This window comes from Nocardia sp. NPDC050408 (assembly GCF_044458905.1).
In the GTDB taxonomy this organism is placed as follows: Bacteria; Actinomycetota; Actinomycetes; order Mycobacteriales; family Mycobacteriaceae; genus Nocardia.
In genome coordinates, this window is sequence record NZ_JBITIL010000005.1 from 33969 (window position 1) to 51681 (window position 17713).

The window sequence follows — 17713 nt, forward strand, 5'->3', positions numbered from 1 at the left end:
GTAGAATCAGCTCAATGGTTGCCGCTCTTCTCGCCGACTTGTTCGAATCGCATCGGGCGCATCTGCTCTCGGTCGCCTACCGGCTGACGGGCAGTGCGGGCGACGCCGAGGACGCAGTGCAGGAGAGTTGGCTGCGGCTGGCCGGTGCGCACCAATCCGAGATCGAGGACCTGCGCGGCTGGCTGACCACAGTAGTCAGCCGAATCTGCCTGGACCGCTTGCGCAGTGCCGCGGTACGCCGGGAAACCTATGTGGGGCAGTGGCTCCCGGAACCGGTCGTGACCGCTATCACGCCATCGACCATGCCGGATCCGCTCGAGGCGGTGGTCCGCAAACAGGAATGCAGTCTCGCGGCCATGGTGGTTTTGGAGAGTCTGACGCCACCGCAGCGGGTGGCATTCGTACTGCACGACGGGCTTTCGGTGCCGTTCGACGAGATCGCCGAAATCCTGGGCATTTCGGTGGAGGCGGCGCGTCAACTGGCCGTGCGGGCCAGGAAATCCGTCGCACAGGCCCCGCCGCCCGTCCCGGATGTCGAGCACGCGGCAGCGGTGCGTAAGTTCATCGACGCGCTGTCCGCCGGTGATATCGCCGCGATAACCGCTGCACTGCACCCGGATTCGGTGATGATCGGCGATGCGAACGGCACCACATCCACCGCGATCAATGTCATCGCCGGCGCGGACAAGGTCGCTCGTTTCTTCCTCGGGCTGGTGCGCAAGTACGGTATGGACGGCTCCTCGGAACCGACGCTGGAATTCGAATTCGCCACGGTCAATGGGCAATTGGGTTTGGTCGTGTATCGGGTCGGTCCGGGTTACGGGCGGCTCGAGGGTCCGCCCCGGGTGATCGGATTCGCGGTTCGCGACGGATTGGTCTGGGGTACCTACGATCTCGCGAATCCGGAAAAACTGTCCCACGTCCGTCTGGGGTGAGGCGGTGCCAGGCCGTGGCCCTCATCGCCGGGCCTGACACCGCCATCGGATTACGGCGTGGACGAGCCCAGGAACCAGTCCCCGGTCGACGATCCGGTGCCGCTATTGCCGGTCGATGAGCCGTTGAACCAATCGCCGGTGGAGGAACCGAAGCCGGCGATCAGATCGTGTGCGACATTTCGCAGGAAACCCAGTACCGTTCCGGCGGCCTCCGACGCGGCCGGCTGCAGTACCAGGTCCAGATACGAGGCCATAAAGCGCCCCTTTCGAGATACCGCCGCAGGCCGGCGGTTTGTGAGGTATAACACGGCGAGGCTAGCTGTCGTTGGGGCAACGCACAACTTCGCAGGTAGAAGGCTCAAATCAAAAGTGAAATATAGCCTTTCGCTATCTGATGGCAACAATAGCGATCGCTGGGCTACTCTCCGGATATGTCCTCGCAACCCGCGACCGTCGCCCGCCTGCGCCCCTTTGCCTCCACGATCTTCGCGGAGATGACCGATTTAGCTGTGCGTCACGAGGCGATCAACCTGGGCCAGGGCTTTCCGGATACCGACGGGCCCGCGGGCATGCTCGAGGTCGCGCGCCAGGCCATTGCCGACGGGTTGAACCAGTACCCGCCCGGCCGCGGTATGCCGATCCTGCGGCGCGCCATCGCCGCCGACCGGGCCCGCCGCTACGGCACCCAGTACGACCCGGACACCCAGGTGCTGGTCACCGTCGGCGCGACGGAAGCGATCAGCGCCGCCGTGCTCGGTCTGGTCGAGCCCGGCCGAGAGGTCGTGCTGATCGAGCCGTATTACGACTCCTATGCGGCCGCGGTGGCCCTGGCCGGAGCGCAACGGCGCACCGCCCACCTCGTCGCCGACGGTGACCGCTTCGTACTCGACCTGGACAGCCTGCGCGCCGCCATAACGCCCGCGACCAGGATGCTGATCGTCAATTCACCGCACAACCCGACCGGCACCGTACTCGACCGCGCCGATCTGACCGCGATCGCCGAAATCGCCTGCGAGCACGACTTATTGGTGCTCACCGACGAGGTATACGAACACCTCGTCTACGACGGCAACGAGCACATCAGCCTCGCCACCCTGCCCGGTATGGCCGAGCGCACCGTCGTGGTGTCCAGCGCGGCGAAGACTTTCAGCGTCACCGGTTGGAAGACCGGCTGGGCGCTGGGTCCGGCCGAACTCATCGACGGAGTGCTCGCGGCCAAACAGTTCCTGACCTTCGTCGCCGGTGGGCCGTTCCAACCCGCCGTCGCGCACGCGCTGAACCATGAACTCGACTGGGTCGCCGCGCTGCGAGACACGCTGTCGGACAAGCGACTGCGCCTCGCCGCCGCGCTGAAGGACACCGGCTTCGGAGTCAAAGAGAGCGCGGGTGGCTATTTCATCTGCGCGGACATCACACCGCTCGGCGCAACCGACGGTTTGGCCTTCTGCCGGGAACTACCGGCTCGGCTGGGTGTCGCGGCCGTGCCGCTCATCGCCTTCGCTGACCACGTCGCGGCGTGGAATCACCTGGTGCGCTTCACATTCTGCAAACGCGACGAAACTCTCGACGAGGGTGTGCGCCGACTCCGGGCCGGTGTTCGAGTGGGCTAGGCCCGGTCCTGCGGGCGACGCCGCGCCTGTGGTGCGTGCCAGTCGTACCGCATCGCGAGCAGGCGAAATGCGATGGCACAGAGCGCGGCGCAGGCGCCGGTGATCGGGTTGTAGGCATTGAAATGCAATAGCGTCGCGGTTGTTGCCGCACCGAAAAGTGCTGGTACCGCATAGATCTGCTCGGGTATCAGCACACTTGGCGTCTGCCCGCCGAGCAGATCGCGGATCACTCCGCCGCCGATCGCGGTGACCAATCCGAGCAGTGTGGCCGATGGCGCGCCGAGACCGTGGTTGTAGGCGATCACCGTGCCGGTCACACAGAACAGCCCGAGCCCGAACGCATCGGCCACGCCGAGCGGACCACCGGTCACGCGCGGTGACGGATGCCAGAAGAAGATGATCGCGGCCGCGACCAGCGCCGTCCACAGGTAACTGAGATCGACGAACGACGCGGGTGGCGTCCGGCCGATCACCAGATCCCGAATGACACCGCCACCCAGTGCCGTACTGCAGGCCAGCACCACGATCCCGAATACGTCGAATCCGCGTCGCACCGCGAGCAACGCCCCCGAGGTCGCGAAGGCGAAGACGCCGAACAACTCCCCGACGTGCTGGGCGGTATTCACCGCGGAATCGAAAGGCGCCATGCGCACACGATCACATATGCCGCGGCGCCCGCGTTCAGGCAGGCATCGGCCGCGCACGGTCGGTCGCGACCAGTACCGCGATCCCGCCGAGCATCGTGCCCATGAAATAGCGCTGGATCCGCAACCACAGCGGTCGACCGGTCAGGAAGGCGGCGATCCCGCCCGCGCCGAGCACGATCAGCCCGTTCACCGTCAATGCCACCGCGATCTGCACCGTCCCGAGGCACAGGCTCTGCAACCACACCCGGCCGTGCTCGGGCGCCACGAACTGCGGAATCAAGGCCATGTACATGATCGCGATCTTCGGATTCAGCAGATTGGTGACCAGGCCCATGGTGAACAATCGGCGCGTAGGATCCGGAGGCAGCTGGGCGGGGGCGAATACCGAGGTCCCGCCGGGGCGCACCGCCTGCCAGGCCAGCCACAGCAGGTATCCGGCGCCCGCCAACTTCACCGCCAGATACAGGCCGGGCACGATTGCGAACACCGCGGTAATCCCTGCCGTGGCCGCCGCCAAATAGACTCCGAATCCGGCCGCGACCCCGCCGAGCGACACCAATCCGGCCCGCCGCCCCTGCGAAACACTGCGTGACACCAGATACATCATGTTCGGTCCCGGCGTGAGCACCATCCCCAACGCGGCCGCCGCCACTCCCAGAATCGCCGCAGTTTCGATCATGCCCTCGATACTCACGCACACACGTCGCTCTCGTCTCGGGCCAGTTGGGTGGTGGTGGACTGGCGTCCCCGCCCATCTCGATCCAGCGGGATCCCGCGGTATCCAGACGCGAATAGGCGATCGGTGCATTCCGTCCCGGAACAAAATAGGCCGCTCGGACGCTGTATGTGCGAGGCCGACGCGAGCTATCCCCGTCGGCGGGGGCAGGATCGATGCCGCATCCGATGGGTTGTCGGTGGTGTCGGGGAGAATGGGCCGCAGTCGCACGAGCGATCGGATGAAGCCGGACGCCGTATATGAGGAGATGTGAGGCGGAGTCGTGACCGAGCGTAGCGAGGGAACCATCAACACAGCACCTGCGGTCGCAGCGGAGCCGAGCGCTAGCGAGGTGGAGCTGTGACCGAGCGTAGCGAGGGAACCATCAACACAGCACCTGCGGTCGCAGCGGAGCCGAGCGTTAGGGAGGCGGAGCTGTGACCGACGGTCCGCTGATCGTTCAGAGTGACAAGACGCTGCTCTTGGAGGTCGACCACGAGTTGGCCGCCGTGGCGCGGCAGGCCATCGCGCCGTTCGCGGAATTGGAGCGGGCGCCGGAACATGTGCACACCTATCGCGTGACGCCATTGGCGCTGTGGAATGCGCGGGCGGCGGGGCATGACGCCGAACAGGTGGTGGATGCCCTGGTCAGCTACTCGCGGTATGCGGTGCCGCAGCCGCTGCTGGTCGACATCGTGGACACCATGGCTCGCTATGGCCGGTTGCAGCTGGTGAAGAATCCGGCGCACGGCTTGACGCTGGTCAGTCTGGATCGCGCGGTGCTCGAGGAAGTGCTGCGGCACAAGAAGATCGCCCCGATGCTCGGCGCCCGCGTGGATGACGACACCGTCGTCGTGCATCCGTCCGAGCGCGGCCGGATCAAGCAGATGCTGTTGAAGATCGGCTGGCCCGCCGAGGATCTGGCGGGCTATGTCGACGGTGAGGCGCATCCGATCGAGCTGGACTACATCGGCGGCCATTGGCATCTGCGCGATTACCAGGAGATGGCCGCGGATTCGTTCTGGGCCGGTGGCTCGGGTGTCGTCGTGCTGCCGTGTGGTGCTGGCAAGACCATGGTCGGCGCGGCCGCGATGGCCAAGGCGCAGGCCACGACGTTGATCCTGGTCACCAATACGGTGGCCGGACGGCAGTGGCGGCGTGAGCTGCTGGCGCGAACCTCGTTGACCGAGGAGGAAATCGGCGAATACTCCGGCGAGCGCAAGGAGATCCGTCCGGTCACCATCGCTACCTATCAGGTGATCACCCGCCGCACCAAGGGCGAGTACAAACATCTCGAACTCTTCGACAGCCGCGACTGGGGCCTGGTGATCTACGACGAGGTGCACCTGCTGCCCGCACCGGTCTTCCGGATGACCGCTGATCTGCAATCGCGGCGCAGGCTCGGTCTCACCGCGACCTTGGTGCGCGAGGACGGCCGCGAGGGCGATGTGTTCTCGCTGATCGGCCCCAAGCGCTATGACGCACCGTGGAAGGATATCGAGGCACAGGGCTGGATCGCCCCGGCCGAGTGCATCGAGGTCCGGGTCACCCTCACCGATGCCGAGCGGATGGCCTATGCCACCGCCGAGCCGGAAGAGCGCTACAAGCTCTGCTCGACCGCGCGCACGAAGATCCCCGTGGTGGAATCGATTCTGGCTCAGCACAAGGATGCGCAGACGTTGGTGATCGGCGCGTATCTGGATCAACTCGACGAACTCGGCGCCGATCTCAATGCTCCGGTAATTCAAGGTTCGACTAAAACCAAAGAGCGCGAAGAACTTTTCGATGCCTTCCGGCGTGGTGAGATTCCGGTGCTGGTGGTGAGCAAGGTCGCGAACTTTTCCATCGATTTGCCCGAAGCCTCTGTGGCGGTACAGGTTTCGGGAACATTCGGTTCGCGGCAAGAAGAAGCGCAGCGGCTCGGTCGGTTGTTGCGGCCGAAACACGATGGTGGCCAAGCCCACTTCTATTCGGTCGTCGCACGTGACACCCTGGACGCCGAATATGCCGCGCACCGGCAGCGTTTCCTGGCCGAACAGGGTTACGCGTATCGCATTACGGATGCCGATGACTTGCTGGGACCGGCCATAGGATAAGCGGAGGAATTATCTCCGATACGTGTGCTAGGAATAAGACGTGCGACGCTTCGAATTCGCGGTGGACCGGCAGCACGCCCATGCGGTCAACGAAGTCTTCGCCGACCTACGTCGACTGCGCGTCATGGCGATCGCGGCCGCCGTCATCGCCGCGACCGGCACCGCGTATCTGATCTGGCTCAACCACCCGTGGGCCTATCTGCTGGCGATCGCATTCGCGCTCGGCGCGGTGGTCGCGCTGTGGGTGGCGTTCTGGACGCCGCACCGCTCCAGCATCGACAAGCTCTATGCCGACGGTGAGCTGGTGCCCGCGGTGGTCTCCGAAACGCATCCGAGCGGCGTCGTACTGCTCGCATTGGTCGATATCTCGAAACCGGAGGCCCATGATCGGCGCTATGCCCTGGTGATCAGGAAGGTCAGGGATCTGCCCGGACATGAGAAGCGCGCGGGCGAGCGGGTGCCGTCGGTGGCGGTGCGCACCGATCGGGCGCCGGGTCAGGTCGGTGAGCGCTGGCAGTCGGTCAGTGCCATGCCGATTGCCTGGGGCACTCGCGACGGCACCGTCATCGATCGGGCGCGTGCGGCCATCAGCGAGGTCGAATGGCGGTTGCTCACCGATAATCTGGAACTCGCCGACAAGGTGCGGCGCACCTCCGCCAAACGGTTGCTGCTCGACCCGCACCAGCTGCCCGGTGACCTGGGATCCTGATCAGCCGAATTCCCTTGCGCCGCCGAATAGACTCGGTAAATGGTTCCGGCGTCCAACCTGCTGGCTTTCATCGCCGCATCGATTGTCATCATCGTCATCCCCGGACCGGGTGTGCTGTTCACCATCGGCCGGGCCCTCGCACTCGGCCGCCGCGCCGCTCTGGTCTCGGTATTCGGTCATTCCGCTGGCGTTTTCGTCGCGCTACTGCTGGTCTCGGTAGGTCTTGGCACCCTGCTCGCGGCCTCGGCGCTCGCGCTCACCGTGGTCAAGTTCGCCGGTGCGCTCTACCTGATGTACCTGGGGATCCAGGCGATTCGCGAGCGCAAGGCGTTGCGGGCGGCGCTGAACGCGCAGATCGACCCCGCCGATGCCAAGGTGTTTCGGCAGAGCGTCTTCGTCGGGCTGACCAATCCCAAGGCGATCGTCTTCTTCTCCGCGGTACTGCCGCACTTCGCCGAACCGTCGGCGGGTTCGCTGCAGCTGCAATTGCTGATCCTCGGCACCATCTTCCTGGCGATCGCATTGGTCTCCGATAGCGCATGGGGCCTGCTCGCCGCATCGGCCCGCGCCTGGTTCGCGCGCTCGCCGCAACGACTGGAGGCGGTCGGCGGTGCCGGCGGTGCGATGATCTTCGGGCTCGGCGCGTCGGTGGCGCTCACCGGTAGCGCCGACTGAAGCGGCTACCATCCACCGAGGTCGGGTGGGGCCGCGAAAGGGGTGGTGGTCATATGAGGTGGTCCGGCTGGTTGTGTGCGGTCGTGGTCGGGGCACTGGTCGCCGCCCCGGTTCCGGCGAACGCCGATCCGCTCGTCGGCGCGCCAGGTCTCGGCGATCCGTACTACCCGCTGGACGGCAACGGCGGCTACGACGTCGGCCACTACGAGGTCAGCATCGACTACGACCCGCCGAGCAATCAACTCACCGCTACAACCAGGGTCGACGCCACCGCCACCCAGCCGCTGCGGATGTTCAACCTGGACTTCGACGGCCCGGATGTGCGCATGGTCTCGGTGAACAACCTGCCCGCCGCCTTCGATCGCAACGGCGAGCACGAATTGACGGTGACCCCACTGCTGCCGCTGCTACCCGGCCTGCCCTTCACCGTGACGGTCGATTACGCCGGGCAGGCCAGGAACACCGAGGGCGGGGGCTGGACCTATGCGCCCAGCGGCGGCGCCTTCGTCTCGGGTGAACCGCATTCGGCCACCAGCTGGTATCCGCTCAATGACACCCCGTTGGACAAGGCCACCTTCACCCTGCACGCGTCGGTTCCCGCGGAATGGGAGGTGGTTTCCAATGGTGTGCGGACCGAGAATGCGGTCACCGGTGCCAAGCGCAATGTCACCTGGGAGACGCACCAACCGGTGCTCGGCTATCTGACCACCGTCGCGATCGACCACTACAGCTACCTCGAGCAGCGTCGCGCCAACGGCGCCGCGCTGGTCAGTGCCTTCGCCCCGAATGCGGAGCGCAATAGGGAAACCGAGCAGCGCCTGCCCGAAATCATCGATTTCGAAGAGGCGCTTTACGGTCCCTATCCGTTCGACGCCGCGGGTGGCATCTACGTCGACGCGGATCTGGAGTTCTCGCTGGAGACCCAGACCCGTCCGATCTACGCGCCGTGGACCGACCTGCCAACCGCGGTACACGAAATCGCGCACCAATGGTGGGGCGATTCGGTATCGGTCCGGCAATGGTCCGATATCTGCCTCAACGAATGCTTCGCCAGCTACACCGCCGACTATCTGTGGCCGGAGCGAAAGGAGGGTAAGGACGTCGACGCGGCCTACCGTGAGACCATTCGGAAGAACCGTGCCGAACCGAAATTCTGGGATATCCCGCTGGAAAACCCGGGCGTCGGAAATGAATTCACCTCCGTCTACTATCGCGGCCCGCTGTTCCTGCATGCCCTGCGCAAACAACTCGGCGACGATGTATTCTTCACGGCCATCCGGGAGTTCAATGCCGCGCACGCCTACGGGAACGCCTCGATGCCGGAGTTCCGCACCTTCATGCAGTCGAAATCCCCGACCGATCTGACCGGCTTCTTCGACGCATGGTTGAACCGCACCACAATCCCCTCCGACGAGTACCTCTATCCCGGCGGCCTGCGCGGCTGAGGTTCAGTCGACGCGTTCGCGGACCCGTTCCACCCGGCGCTCGGCCCGATCGAGTTGTTTCTGGGCCGCGCGTAATTGGTCCTGGGCGCCGCGCTCGGCGGTGCGGGCGAACTGCTTCTGCTGTTCGGCGTGTGCGAGCTTTTCGCGCAGTGCCTCGATGCGGGATTCGCTCTCGGCCAACCGGTGTGCCGACTGCTCGGCTTCGGTCTGCGCCGAATCCCGTGCCGCACGGGCGGATTCGAGGGACTCGAGTGCGTCATCGAGCTCCTGATGCGCACTGTCCTCGGCGGCGGGTTCGGCGGATTTTGTTGTGCCCGTGCCGCTTACCGAAATGAGCGCGGCACCACTCGGACCGAAGCCTTCATAATTCGCCGACGTCACAAGTGTGCCGCTGCGAACCTGCTCGGCGACCGCGTCGTCGACCAGCGCCGCCGTTAGCGTCTGGCCCACCTCGCGCAGTACCGCCTCGGTGACCGGATGTCCGCGATCGGCGGCCAGTGCACCCGCTCGCTTGGCAAGGGCATTGACCACTTGCTGCCGCTGTGTGGTCAGTGTGCGCAACTGGTCGCCGGACAATTCCCGCTGCGCCGTACGCAGCGCGGAGCCGAGTTGTAGCAGCGCATCGACGTCATCGGGCGCCGCGCGGGCCAGTAGATTCACCGTCCAGGCAACGACCGTCGGCTTGCGCAGTTTGCCGACGGCGGTCGCGAGGTCCTTATCGCCCGCATTCTTGGCCTCGGCCACGCGTGCCGCCCTGGCGGCGATGAACTCACCAGGGTCTAGTCCGTACAAGTCGACGGCGACCTCTTCGAGCCTCATACTTGCCAAGCGTAACGACTGGGTCTCCGGAAGCGACAGAGTGCACATACTGGACAAAAGTCCATGTGTTCGAAATGCGAAAGGCATTGCTGGTGAACAGTTTAGGACTCACGGCCATCGTCACCCTGATCCCGAAATACGTGGGCCTCGCGCTGCTGGGACTGACCGGGCTGCTCGGGCAGTACTGAGCCGCGCCTCGGTGTTGGTCGGTTGTCCGAACTGCTGATGCGGTTCGGGCGACCGGAACGGTATTCTCACCGCGTTCACAACTGCTGTGAACACGTTCGGTGAGAGAGGGTTTCACGTTGAAGTTCCCAGGAATGAGGCTGCTGGCACGCATCGTGCTCGCCCTCCTGGCGGTGGGCGCATTGGTGGCCGTGGTGACCGGTTGTTCGGCGCTCGACAATGCAAGCAAGTCCGACACCGCCAAGGCGAAGGTCGGTGATTGCATCAATGTCACCGACAGTTCGTCATCGGCCACCAAGTCCGAGCCGGTCGACTGCTCGTCGCCGAAGGCGGTTTACAAGGTATTCCAGACCGCGGACAAGAAGATCGACTGCGCGGCCGAATACACCACCTACACCGAGGACCTGGTCAGTGGCGGCCAGGCCTACATGTGCCTCGCGCCGAACTTCAAGCAGGGCAGCTGCTACGCCGATGTCGGCACCAACCCGTACAAGTACGTCGACTGCTCCTCCACCGAAGCCACCTTCAAGGTGGTGCAGCGCATCGACGGCCAGGCCGACGAATTGCAGTGCGGCACCGATGCGACCAGCTTCGTGACCGTCCCGGACCCGAAGGTCACCTACTGCCTCGGCCCGGCCAAGAGCTGATTACTCGAGTAGGGCGACCGACGCGATCCGGTGCAAGGTGAAATGCCGGATCGTGCCGGTCACCGGGTCCAGTGCGTCGAGCTGGCCGTTGCCGACCTTGAGCGGCTCGACCACGCGCTGTGACGCGACGCCCTGGGCATCGACATAACCGATATTGACCGACCGCCGCACCCGCGCCGCCAATTGCAGCAGCGCCAGGGTTGCGGCGGTGCTGGTTCTGGTGCCGTCGGGGCGTACCGCCTGGCCGTTACGGGCGCTCGCAGCCCGGTCACCGGCGCGCAGTTCCGCCACGAGCAATTCCAGCTGTTCGGTGCTCGGCGGCGTCGGGCGATATGGCTGCCTGGCATGCGGGCGCACCGCGATCCGGGCGCCGCGCGGGCGCAGATCGACAATGGTGCCCGCGGAATCCTCACCAGCTGGCGCGAATCCTGCCGCGCGCAACCGTTCGAGTAATTCGCCGAGCGGGGCCTGGGCGATGGCGACGGTCGGTGCGATGGCCCGCAGCGCGAGTTCGCTCGCCACCGGCGAGCTGAGCACCTGCGCGAGCAGCGCCGGATCGTCACTGCGAACGAACGACTGCGCCATACCGGCCCGAAGCTGGCCGTGTCTGCGCGCGACGTCATCGATCAGATAGGTCAGCGACTGTGGGATCGGTGTGCGGGAATGTGTGGTGAACAGCGTGTGCAGTTCAGCTGCGGTCATCCCGGCATCGAGCGCGCGCCGCACCGATGTGTCGCTGATCCGGTAAACCGTTGCCGCACCCGCGGATTCGATATCGGCCACGAGTGCCACCCGGCTCTGTAGCTCCGGGGTCAGTGGACCGGGCGCGATGACCGTCAGATCCGCTTGGACCAGCACATGATCGATGGGCTCGGGCAGCGCCGATTCCATCTCGGACTCGGCGTCGGATGTGCTGGTCGGCGACCCGTGCAGCAGTGCTCGCGCCGGTGAGGCGAGCGCACCGCGTCCGATGAAACCGAGTTTCGCGGCCTCGTCCACCGTGTGCTCGACTGCCTCGGCGCGAAAGTGCCTGCGCCATCGCGGTTGCCGCCAGGCGAGTAGTCGGCCGATATCGGTGGGGTCGAATGCGGTGCCGGTCGGATATTCGGCGAGCAAATTCAAGATGGTGCGTCGATCGCGTGGTGCGTGCGGGGTGCGCAGTTCGATCGACAGCGCCGCCAGCGGTTTGTCATTGGCATCGCGCATGCCGATCATCCACGGCATGCGATCCAGGTCCAGCCAGGCCTGTGCCAGCGCCACCCAGCGGCGCGCGGGCGGTGCGTCCCGCCAGCCGTCGGCGGCCGGTGTGGGGGCCCAGAAGTCGTCGGTGGAGTCGAATTCCGGTGGCGGGTCCGGCATGCCCTTCTCGATGAGTTTGGCCGCGGCGAGCAGTTCGACGAGCAGTCCGGCGCGCGGTTCGTCGATACCGGTCTGCTTGGCAATTCGGCGTAACTCCCGCACTCCGAGCCCACCCGCGCGTAATGCGGGCGCGGGGGCCTGGCCGAGCGCCTCCAGAATGTCGGCACAGTGCCGTAGTAGCTCGCCCACTTCGCCCGCGGCGACCGCATTCACTTCGGTGGGGGCGTGCTTGGTCGGTGGCGGCTCCGGTGGTTTCAGCGCGTGCGGATGGGTCACCGGCTCCCGGCGCAATACCTGAGCGACGGTGACCGGTAGTTCGACCGTCTCCTCGTCGATCCAGTGCAATAATCGCCGGCCGAGCAGTTGCTGGATCGGGCGGTCGGCCGGTGTGCCCGGTGCGGCGTCCCTGGTGCGTCCGCGCGGGCCGGTGGTGGCCAGCTTGTCGAGCAGCGCGCGTTCGGCAGGGGAGACGGCCGTGAGGGCCGCGACCACCTCGGGCTCGGTGAGGGCATCCGGAATTTCGGTGGTGCTGCCGATCGGCCACGGCAGTGCCTCGGCGGTGGCCGGAATCAGATGTAGGTCGTCGCCGTCGTTCCAGACCAGTGCACGATCGGACAGGCGAGCCAGCGCGGCATCGATCGCCGAGACCTTCACCCGATCTTTCAACTGCGCGCGCAATGCCTTGCGACTCATCGGCGTCCCGCCGGAGCCCGTCGCCCGATGCACCGCAAGGGTTTCCACGATCGCGAACTCGAGTGTGTCCAGGTCATCGGTGGCACGCAGGACCGACGCGCGCTGCTCGGCGCGGGCCGCGAGCACCGCCATGGAGGACGGCAGTGGCACGGCCAGATCGGGCCGGAGTTCGAGCAGGGCCACCAGCTGCGCATCGCTGCGGGCCGCGAGCCACCCGGCCAGGGATTCGGTCGCAGGCTCCCCCGCCTCCCCGCGCCTTTTGCCGGTCGTGAGTGCCGCGTGACTGCCGTCGCGGGCTGGCTGTCGTATGCCCGGTCCGGCTTTGGGCGTCCCCGACGAGTTACCCATGTGCTCTCGAGATCAGTCGTTGCGTCGCAGTCCGAATATTGTCGATTATGTCAGCCTAGTGGATGTCGTTTATCCGTCGCCGGGCGTTGGCAGCAGCGGAGGGCAGAGTGCTGGCCGGTCGCTCGCATGCCACAATGTGGTCGTGGTGAATAAATCGAAGAAACCCTATGTCGACAATGGCTGGCCCTCGCTCGAGGACGGTGGCCACGCGGTCACCGAACTGTCGTCGACTCGTTCCGGTGGGCTCTCGCCGTTCGGTGAGGACACCGAGTTTCCGGTCCCGGCCGATCAGCTGCCCTACATGCACCCGAATACGGTGATCAACCGCTGAGCGGCGAATCGCTCGGCACCCGGACGGAAAACCCGCGGATACGAAGAAGGTCCCTGCATCACATCGGATGCGGGGACCTTCTTCGTACGGTCTGCGGCGTGAGCGACGGGCCCGGTGGCGGTAGCGGAGCGTGACCACGGAGAGACCCGCGAGGGCCGCAAATCGAACACTGCTTCGCGGCGCGACTCAGGAGGGCAGCATGCCCTTGTTCGCCTCGTAGAAGTTCACGACTGCCGGGTCGAGCTGAGTGCCCTTGGTGGCATTGAAGAAATCGAGGGCTTCCTGCGGGATCTGCACGCCCTGGCCCTGGACGACGGCGACGGCGCGGTCGATCGCGTCGAATACCTGCTGGCTCGGGTCGGCGATGGCCTGCTCCGGAGCGGCCGGAGCGGGGTTCCAGCGCGGGGTCTCGGTGGAGGAGGGAGCGGTGCGCGGGGTGGATCCGCTGCTCAGGCCGAGCGAGGACGAGCAGGAGGGCCAAGCGCCCCAGCCCTGGCTGGCGAGGACCTTCTCGGCGACCGCGATCTGCTGTTCGCGGCTGGCCTGGTTGGCCGTCGCGGCGTATTCGCCGCCGCCGTGTGCGTTCCAGGTGCTGGGCGAGAACTGCAGTCCGCCCTGGAAACCGTTGCCGGTGTTGATGCCCCAGTTACCGCCGGCCTCGCACTGGGCGAGCCGATCCCAGTCCTGATCGGGTGCCGCGCTGGCGTTTCCAGCGAGAGCTACACCTGCGGTGCCGATGATCGCGCCGGTGACGGCGACCTTGGCCACGGTGCGTCCGGTGGAGGTTGGCTTGCGATGGCGTCCACTCATTGCGGGTTCGTCTGCCTCTCGTACGCATCTGCAAGTGGTCCGGACTGAGAGGTCGTCCGTCCCGCCCTCACCCCTGCTTCCGTTGGGGTCCGGTACCCGCGGGGCGAGGTTCGATGCGGCGGGCCGGTGGTTGCCGGTTGTCCCGGCTGGGTAAGACCGTACGACGATCCGCGCGAAAAATCACTATTTGGTAACCGGCGGGTCCGCGTGGGTCTCGGACCGGTATCGGTTGCGACGGAGATGCTTCCGTGCAGCTGAGAGATGGTGCGGACGGGCCGGTCTCGGACCGCTGCCGCTCCGTTATCGCGCCGTAATGTGACGAGGATCACATCTGTGGTTCGGTAACGATTAGCAGGGGTAACCGGTTCACCGGGATCGTCGGCCGGACCACAGTGCGAAGACGATCGCGCAGAGGAAGCCGAGCGGCGCCAACATCGCCATCAGATACAGCCACAGGCCCGGGTCGGAATCGCTGAGGACCGGCGTCAGAAATATGGCGACAATCGCAAGCAAGCCGATCGCGAACAGACCGAGTGCCACGTACAGCAACCGGTCGCCGGCGCGGCGCGGGGGCGGTGGCGCGGATGAGTTCGTCACTGCTCGACCGTAAAACTGATGTGCTTGCGTTATTCGCACCGGGGTAGACTCGGTGCCAATCGCGTCCTGCACAGCTGTGGGGCGCGTTCTTTTCGCAAACTGACAGGAGCTGTCCGCGGCGGTACGCCGGACCAGCACCTGGGCAGACGGATGTGCTCGGGCCGCTGGGGCTCGAGTTTCGATGACGAACGGGTGAGTGCAGTGCCGACCGGCAGGGTGAAGTGGTACGACGTCGAAAAGGGCTTCGGCTTCCTTTCCCAGGACGAGGGTGAGGATGTTTATGTCCGTTCCTCCGCGCTCCCCGCTGGCGTCGATGGGCTCAAGCCCGGTCAGCGCGTCGAATTCGGGATGGCCGCCGGTCGTCGTGGGCCGCAGGCACTGAGTCTGAAGGTGCTCGAATCGCCGCCCTCGGTCCGTCAAGGCCAGGACCGCGATCGCGGGGCGCACAAGGAACCGGTCGCGCGCAAGCACACCCCGGACGAGCTGCACGGGATGGTCGAGGACATGATCACGCTGCTCGAGGCCAAGGTGCAGCCGGATCTGCGCAAGGGCAAGTATCCGGATCGCAAGACCGCGCAGCGCATTTCGGAAGTGGTGCGGGCGGTCGCGCGCGAACTCGATCACTGACATTCGCGGATAACGAATTTCGCGCGCTACCCGGTCTACCGGGCAGCGCGCGAAGCACTTTCAGGCTCACCCTGTCCAGCGATCCGCAAGCAGTCGCCACGGCGAGGTGCTGATCGACTCAGCTCGCGGTGCTGATCGACCAGGCCGCGTGCGGGACGTAGAACTCCCGGCCGGTCTCGTCGCGCGCGAGGATGGGCAGCTGCAATTCGATACCGACGAGCCGCAATTCGGGCTCCGGCTTCGAATCGATGGTGACGGCGAGCGCGCCCTCGGGAAAGTCGTTGCGGCTCACCACCCGATCCACCTTCTCGCCGGTGGGCATGGCGTAGACCAGCTGGGCCAGCCAGGGCGCGTCGGCGATCCTCTTGGGCAGGGACAGCTGCAGCGGATATCCGGCGGGGACATCGAGTGTGACGGTCTCGCCGTACTTGCAGTCCTCCATTTTCACTGTGCAATACAGGAATGGGGGCACCGTGACGGTCTTGCCGTGGGCGTATGCGGTGACGGTCGGGTCGGGATGGTCGGCTTTGCGGACGAACACCGTCAACACGCCGACGAAGGCGACGGTGAACACCAGTAGGGCCGCCACGCATAGCGCGACGACAGTGCGAGTACTTGGTTTGCTCACGACTGCGCCTCGCTGGCGCTCGGCTCCGTCGCGAGCAAAGCTGCTGTGTCGATGGTTCGTTCGCTGTGCTCACTCACAGATCGGATCTCCTGTGCCTCGTTGCATGTGCTTAGTGTCGCTACCGCGCTCCGTGCCGCGTTGCGCGGCTCGGTCGACGTCGGCGTGTCTGGATGTGGCGACGGCCTGCTCCGCATGTTCTGGGCGGTGCCCACCCAGACCGGGCAGCAGGGAGTGGCCGCGGTCGCTGATGAAGGTCTGCAGCAGCCCGAACAGCAGGACCGCGGAGATGAACGCGAAACCCTGCCAGTAGGTGGTCGGCATGAGCACGCCCGCCGCGCCGCCGAGGACCCAGCTGAGCTGCAGTACGGTCTCGGACCGGCCGAAGCCGGAGGCGATCGATTCCGGCGGCAGATCGTCCTGGATGGAGGCATCGAGCGATACCTTCGCCAGTGCGCTCGCGCCCGCTGCGACCAGGGTTGCCAATGCGGCGCCGAGCAGATTGTTCAGGAAGACCGCGAGCAGGGCGACCACGCAGCAGGCGGCGGTGCAGCCCAGCACGATCAGTGACGGCTTGCCGAGTTTGATCCGGGCGCCGGTCGCGTTGCCGATGAAATTGCCGACGGCCGCGGCCACGCCGATCACACCGAGCATGGCGGCCTGCTGCCAGCCGCCGTGCTCGGTCGCCTTGGCGACGAAGGCCACATAGAACGTCAGGAAGCCGGTCAAGACGCGAATGGCGCTATTGCCCCACAGCCCGGTCACGACCGCGCGGCCGAGCGGCTGCCTGCGCTTACGCGGCGGAACCGTGGCTTCGGTTGCCGGACTGAACACTTCGGTTCTCGCGTGATAGCTGAGGGTCGCCGGGACCTCGCCCTCGGTGACCTCGACCCAGCGCGGGATGCGCAGGCTCAGGAAGGTGCCCGCGATCGCGATCGCGGCGGCCAGCACAAGTGCGCCATTGGAACCGGCGATCGCGGCGGCGAGTGCCGCGACCGCGCCAGCGCCGATGGTCCCACCGACCAGGCCGAACACGGTGAGCCGAGAGTTGGTGCGCACCAGGTCGATTTCGGGTGGCAGCACGCGCGGCGTCACCGCGCTCTTGAGCACCGAGAACGATTTACTGCCGACCATCATGCACAGGGCGAGCGGATACAGCGCCCAGCTGTCGAAAGCCATGATCAGCAGCACCGCGACCACCGCGCGCAGAGCGAAGGAGGTGGCCAGCGCCAGGCGGCGGCCGCGCTGCAGGCGGTCGAGCATCGGTCCGATGAGGGGGGCGATCACCGCGAACGGTGCGATCGTGATCAATAGGTACAGCGCGACTTTCGTCTTGCTCTCGGCGGTCGCGCTGGCGAAGAACAGTGTGTTGGCCAGTGCCACCGCGATCGCGGCGTCCAGGGCGAAATTCGCCATGGTGGCGTAGGTCAGCGCGGTGAGGCCGGATTTGTCGGCGCCGTCGGCCTTGGCGGCGCGCTGGAAGGTGGCGACGCCGCGGGAGGTGAGTTCGCGGCCGCGCATCGCGGCGACGCGGGTGACGGTCAGCTTGCGCGGGATGCGCTCTGGCTCGGCCGGCGCTTCGGGTTCCGGTGGCGGGTCTGCCGGTTCCGCGGATCCACCGGGCAGCGGCCGGGTCGGCGGTGGTTCGCGGCGTTGTGGCGGCTCGGGCGGTATGGGCGGTATGGGCGGTAGCGAGGACCGGCGGGGCGGGGTGTGGGGTGGCGGGTAACGGTCGTATCCGGGGTGACGCTGAATCGGTGGGGACTCCTCGCCATCCCACGGACCACGGTCGGAACCGGAGGGATCGCGGGGAGTAGTCACAACGTCAATTCTGTCGTA

General features: G+C 66.1%; 19 protein-coding genes. 10 read left to right on the forward strand and 9 right to left on the reverse strand.

Annotation, left to right across the window (positions count from 1 at the left end; genetic code table 11):
• Window positions 1–14: 14 nt before the first annotated feature.
• The gene (locus tag ACIBJI_RS16780; RefSeq protein WP_364347067.1) at window positions 15–935 is read left to right on the forward strand and encodes a sigma-70 family RNA polymerase sigma factor; all 921 of its coding nucleotides are present in this window, start codon (window positions 15–17) and stop codon (window positions 933–935) included.
• A 50-nt stretch (window positions 936–985) separates the two neighbouring features.
• Here ACIBJI_RS16780 and ACIBJI_RS16785 read toward each other — a convergent pair whose 3' ends face one another.
• Window positions 986–1189: a hypothetical protein gene (locus ACIBJI_RS16785; protein WP_364347069.1), complete on the reverse strand. Its 204-nt coding sequence runs from the start codon at window positions 1187–1189 to the stop codon at window positions 986–988.
• A 177-nt stretch (window positions 1190–1366) separates the two neighbouring features.
• Between ACIBJI_RS16785 and ACIBJI_RS16790 the strand changes: the two genes are divergently transcribed.
• Window positions 1367–2545 (forward strand): pyridoxal phosphate-dependent aminotransferase, encoded by a 1179-nt coding sequence (locus ACIBJI_RS16790; RefSeq protein ID WP_364347071.1) that lies wholly within the window; start codon window positions 1367–1369, stop codon window positions 2543–2545.
• Here ACIBJI_RS16790 and ACIBJI_RS16795 read toward each other — a convergent pair.
• Both ACIBJI_RS16795 and ACIBJI_RS16800 read right to left on the reverse strand, forming a co-directional pair.
• Window positions 2542–3192, reverse strand: a complete 651-nt coding sequence (locus ACIBJI_RS16795) for a trimeric intracellular cation channel family protein (RefSeq protein WP_364347073.1) — start codon at window positions 3190–3192, stop codon at window positions 2542–2544. The genes ACIBJI_RS16790 and ACIBJI_RS16795 overlap by 4 nt on opposite strands.
• A 34-nt stretch (window positions 3193–3226) precedes the next feature.
• Window positions 3227–3871, reverse strand: a complete 645-nt coding sequence (locus tag ACIBJI_RS16800) for a LysE family translocator (protein WP_364347075.1) — start codon at window positions 3869–3871, stop codon at window positions 3227–3229.
• 473 nt (window positions 3872–4344) lie between these two features.
• Here ACIBJI_RS16800 and ACIBJI_RS16805 point away from each other — a divergent pair, with 473 nt between their 5' ends.
• The 4 genes from ACIBJI_RS16805 to ACIBJI_RS16820 are packed head-to-tail and all read left to right on the forward strand — an operon-like array spanning window position 4345 to window position 8832.
• Window positions 4345–6003: a DNA repair helicase XPB gene (locus ACIBJI_RS16805; protein ID WP_364347077.1), complete on the forward strand. Its 1659-nt coding sequence runs from the start codon at window positions 4345–4347 to the stop codon at window positions 6001–6003.
• Between the two features lie 40 nt (window positions 6004–6043).
• Entirely contained in the window at window positions 6044–6712 is a 669-nt protein-coding gene (locus ACIBJI_RS16810; RefSeq protein ID WP_364347079.1) for a DUF3239 domain-containing protein, read from the forward strand.
• 39 nt (window positions 6713–6751) lie between these two features.
• The gene (locus tag ACIBJI_RS16815) at window positions 6752–7387 is read left to right on the forward strand and encodes a LysE family translocator (RefSeq protein ID WP_364347081.1); all 636 of its coding nucleotides are present in this window, start codon (window positions 6752–6754) and stop codon (window positions 7385–7387) included.
• A gap of 53 nt (window positions 7388–7440) precedes the next feature.
• Window positions 7441–8832, forward strand: coding sequence for a M1 family metallopeptidase (locus tag ACIBJI_RS16820; RefSeq protein ID WP_364347083.1), 1392 nt, complete (start codon window positions 7441–7443; stop codon window positions 8830–8832).
• A gap of 3 nt (window positions 8833–8835) precedes the next feature.
• Here ACIBJI_RS16820 and ACIBJI_RS16825 read toward each other — a convergent pair whose 3' ends face one another.
• Window positions 8836–9651: a hypothetical protein gene (locus ACIBJI_RS16825; RefSeq protein ID WP_364347085.1), complete on the reverse strand. Its 816-nt coding sequence runs from the start codon at window positions 9649–9651 to the stop codon at window positions 8836–8838.
• Window positions 9652–9716: 65 nt separating this feature from the next.
• Here ACIBJI_RS16825 and ACIBJI_RS16830 point away from each other — a divergent pair, with 65 nt between their 5' ends.
• Entirely contained in the window at window positions 9717–9839 is a 123-nt protein-coding gene (locus ACIBJI_RS16830; protein WP_397084777.1) for a hypothetical protein, read from the forward strand.
• 132 nt (window positions 9840–9971) lie between these two features.
• A complete protein-coding gene (locus ACIBJI_RS16835; protein WP_364347087.1) occupies window positions 9972–10484 on the forward strand; it encodes a hypothetical protein in 513 nt (170 codons plus the stop codon).
• Here the strand turns inward: ACIBJI_RS16835 and ACIBJI_RS16840 are convergent, their stop codons facing one another.
• Entirely contained in the window at window positions 10485–12884 is a 2400-nt protein-coding gene (locus ACIBJI_RS16840) for a helicase-associated domain-containing protein (RefSeq protein WP_396959407.1), read from the reverse strand.
• Window positions 12885–13026: 142 nt separating this feature from the next.
• On the opposite strand from ACIBJI_RS16840, the gene ACIBJI_RS16845 reads away from it, so the two are divergent.
• Window positions 13027–13215 (forward strand): hypothetical protein, encoded by a 189-nt coding sequence (locus ACIBJI_RS16845; protein WP_062988419.1) that lies wholly within the window; start codon window positions 13027–13029, stop codon window positions 13213–13215.
• Between the two features lie 186 nt (window positions 13216–13401).
• On the opposite strand, the gene ACIBJI_RS16850 is transcribed toward ACIBJI_RS16845, so the two are convergent.
• Together ACIBJI_RS16850 and ACIBJI_RS16855 are read right to left on the reverse strand one after the other, a co-directional pair.
• Window positions 13402–14025, reverse strand: a complete 624-nt coding sequence (locus ACIBJI_RS16850; protein ID WP_364347092.1) for a resuscitation-promoting factor Rpf1 domain-containing protein — start codon at window positions 14023–14025, stop codon at window positions 13402–13404.
• A 366-nt stretch (window positions 14026–14391) separates the two neighbouring features.
• The gene (locus ACIBJI_RS16855) at window positions 14392–14622 is read right to left on the reverse strand and encodes a hypothetical protein (RefSeq protein WP_364347094.1); all 231 of its coding nucleotides are present in this window, start codon (window positions 14620–14622) and stop codon (window positions 14392–14394) included.
• Between the two features lie 201 nt (window positions 14623–14823).
• On the opposite strand from ACIBJI_RS16855, the gene ACIBJI_RS16860 reads away from it, so the two are divergent.
• Window positions 14824–15249 (forward strand): cold-shock protein, encoded by a 426-nt coding sequence (locus ACIBJI_RS16860; protein ID WP_364347367.1) that lies wholly within the window; start codon window positions 14824–14826, stop codon window positions 15247–15249.
• Between the two features lie 118 nt (window positions 15250–15367).
• Here ACIBJI_RS16860 and ACIBJI_RS16865 read toward each other — a convergent pair whose 3' ends face one another.
• Together ACIBJI_RS16865 and ACIBJI_RS16870 are read right to left on the reverse strand one after the other, a co-directional pair.
• On the reverse strand, window positions 15368–15877 hold the full coding sequence (locus ACIBJI_RS16865) for a DUF2771 domain-containing protein (RefSeq protein WP_364347096.1): 510 nt from the start codon (window positions 15875–15877) through the stop codon (window positions 15368–15370).
• 69 nt (window positions 15878–15946) lie between these two features.
• Window positions 15947–17695: an MFS transporter gene (locus tag ACIBJI_RS16870; RefSeq protein WP_397084779.1), complete on the reverse strand. Its 1749-nt coding sequence runs from the start codon at window positions 17693–17695 to the stop codon at window positions 15947–15949.
• Window positions 17696–17713 lie beyond the last annotated feature (18 nt).

What these genes read in the sequence shown, in the direction of transcription:
- ACIBJI_RS16780 (WP_364347067.1), top strand. Translation starts at nt 15, where the DNA reads ATGGTTGCCGCTCTTCTCGCCGACTTGTTCGAATCGCATCGGGCGCAT.
- ACIBJI_RS16785 (WP_364347069.1), bottom strand. Translation starts at nt 1,189, where the DNA reads ATGGCCTCGTATCTGGACCTGGTACTGCAGCCGGCCGCGTCGGAGGCC.
- ACIBJI_RS16790 (WP_364347071.1), top strand. Translation starts at nt 1,367, where the DNA reads ATGTCCTCGCAACCCGCGACCGTCGCCCGCCTGCGCCCCTTTGCCTCC.
- ACIBJI_RS16795 (WP_364347073.1), bottom strand. Translation starts at nt 3,192, where the DNA reads ATGGCGCCTTTCGATTCCGCGGTGAATACCGCCCAGCACGTCGGGGAG.
- ACIBJI_RS16800 (WP_364347075.1), bottom strand. Translation starts at nt 3,871, where the DNA reads ATGATCGAAACTGCGGCGATTCTGGGAGTGGCGGCGGCCGCGTTGGGG.
- ACIBJI_RS16815 (WP_364347081.1), top strand. Translation starts at nt 6,752, where the DNA reads ATGGTTCCGGCGTCCAACCTGCTGGCTTTCATCGCCGCATCGATTGTC.
- ACIBJI_RS16820 (WP_364347083.1), top strand. Translation starts at nt 7,441, where the DNA reads ATGAGGTGGTCCGGCTGGTTGTGTGCGGTCGTGGTCGGGGCACTGGTC.
- ACIBJI_RS16825 (WP_364347085.1), bottom strand. Translation starts at nt 9,651, where the DNA reads ATGAGGCTCGAAGAGGTCGCCGTCGACTTGTACGGACTAGACCCTGGT.
- ACIBJI_RS16835 (WP_364347087.1), top strand. Translation starts at nt 9,972, where the DNA reads ATGAGGCTGCTGGCACGCATCGTGCTCGCCCTCCTGGCGGTGGGCGCA.
- ACIBJI_RS16840 (WP_396959407.1), bottom strand. Translation starts at nt 12,884, where the DNA reads ATGGGTAACTCGTCGGGGACGCCCAAAGCCGGACCGGGCATACGACAG.
- ACIBJI_RS16850 (WP_364347092.1), bottom strand. Translation starts at nt 14,025, where the DNA reads ATGAGTGGACGCCATCGCAAGCCAACCTCCACCGGACGCACCGTGGCC.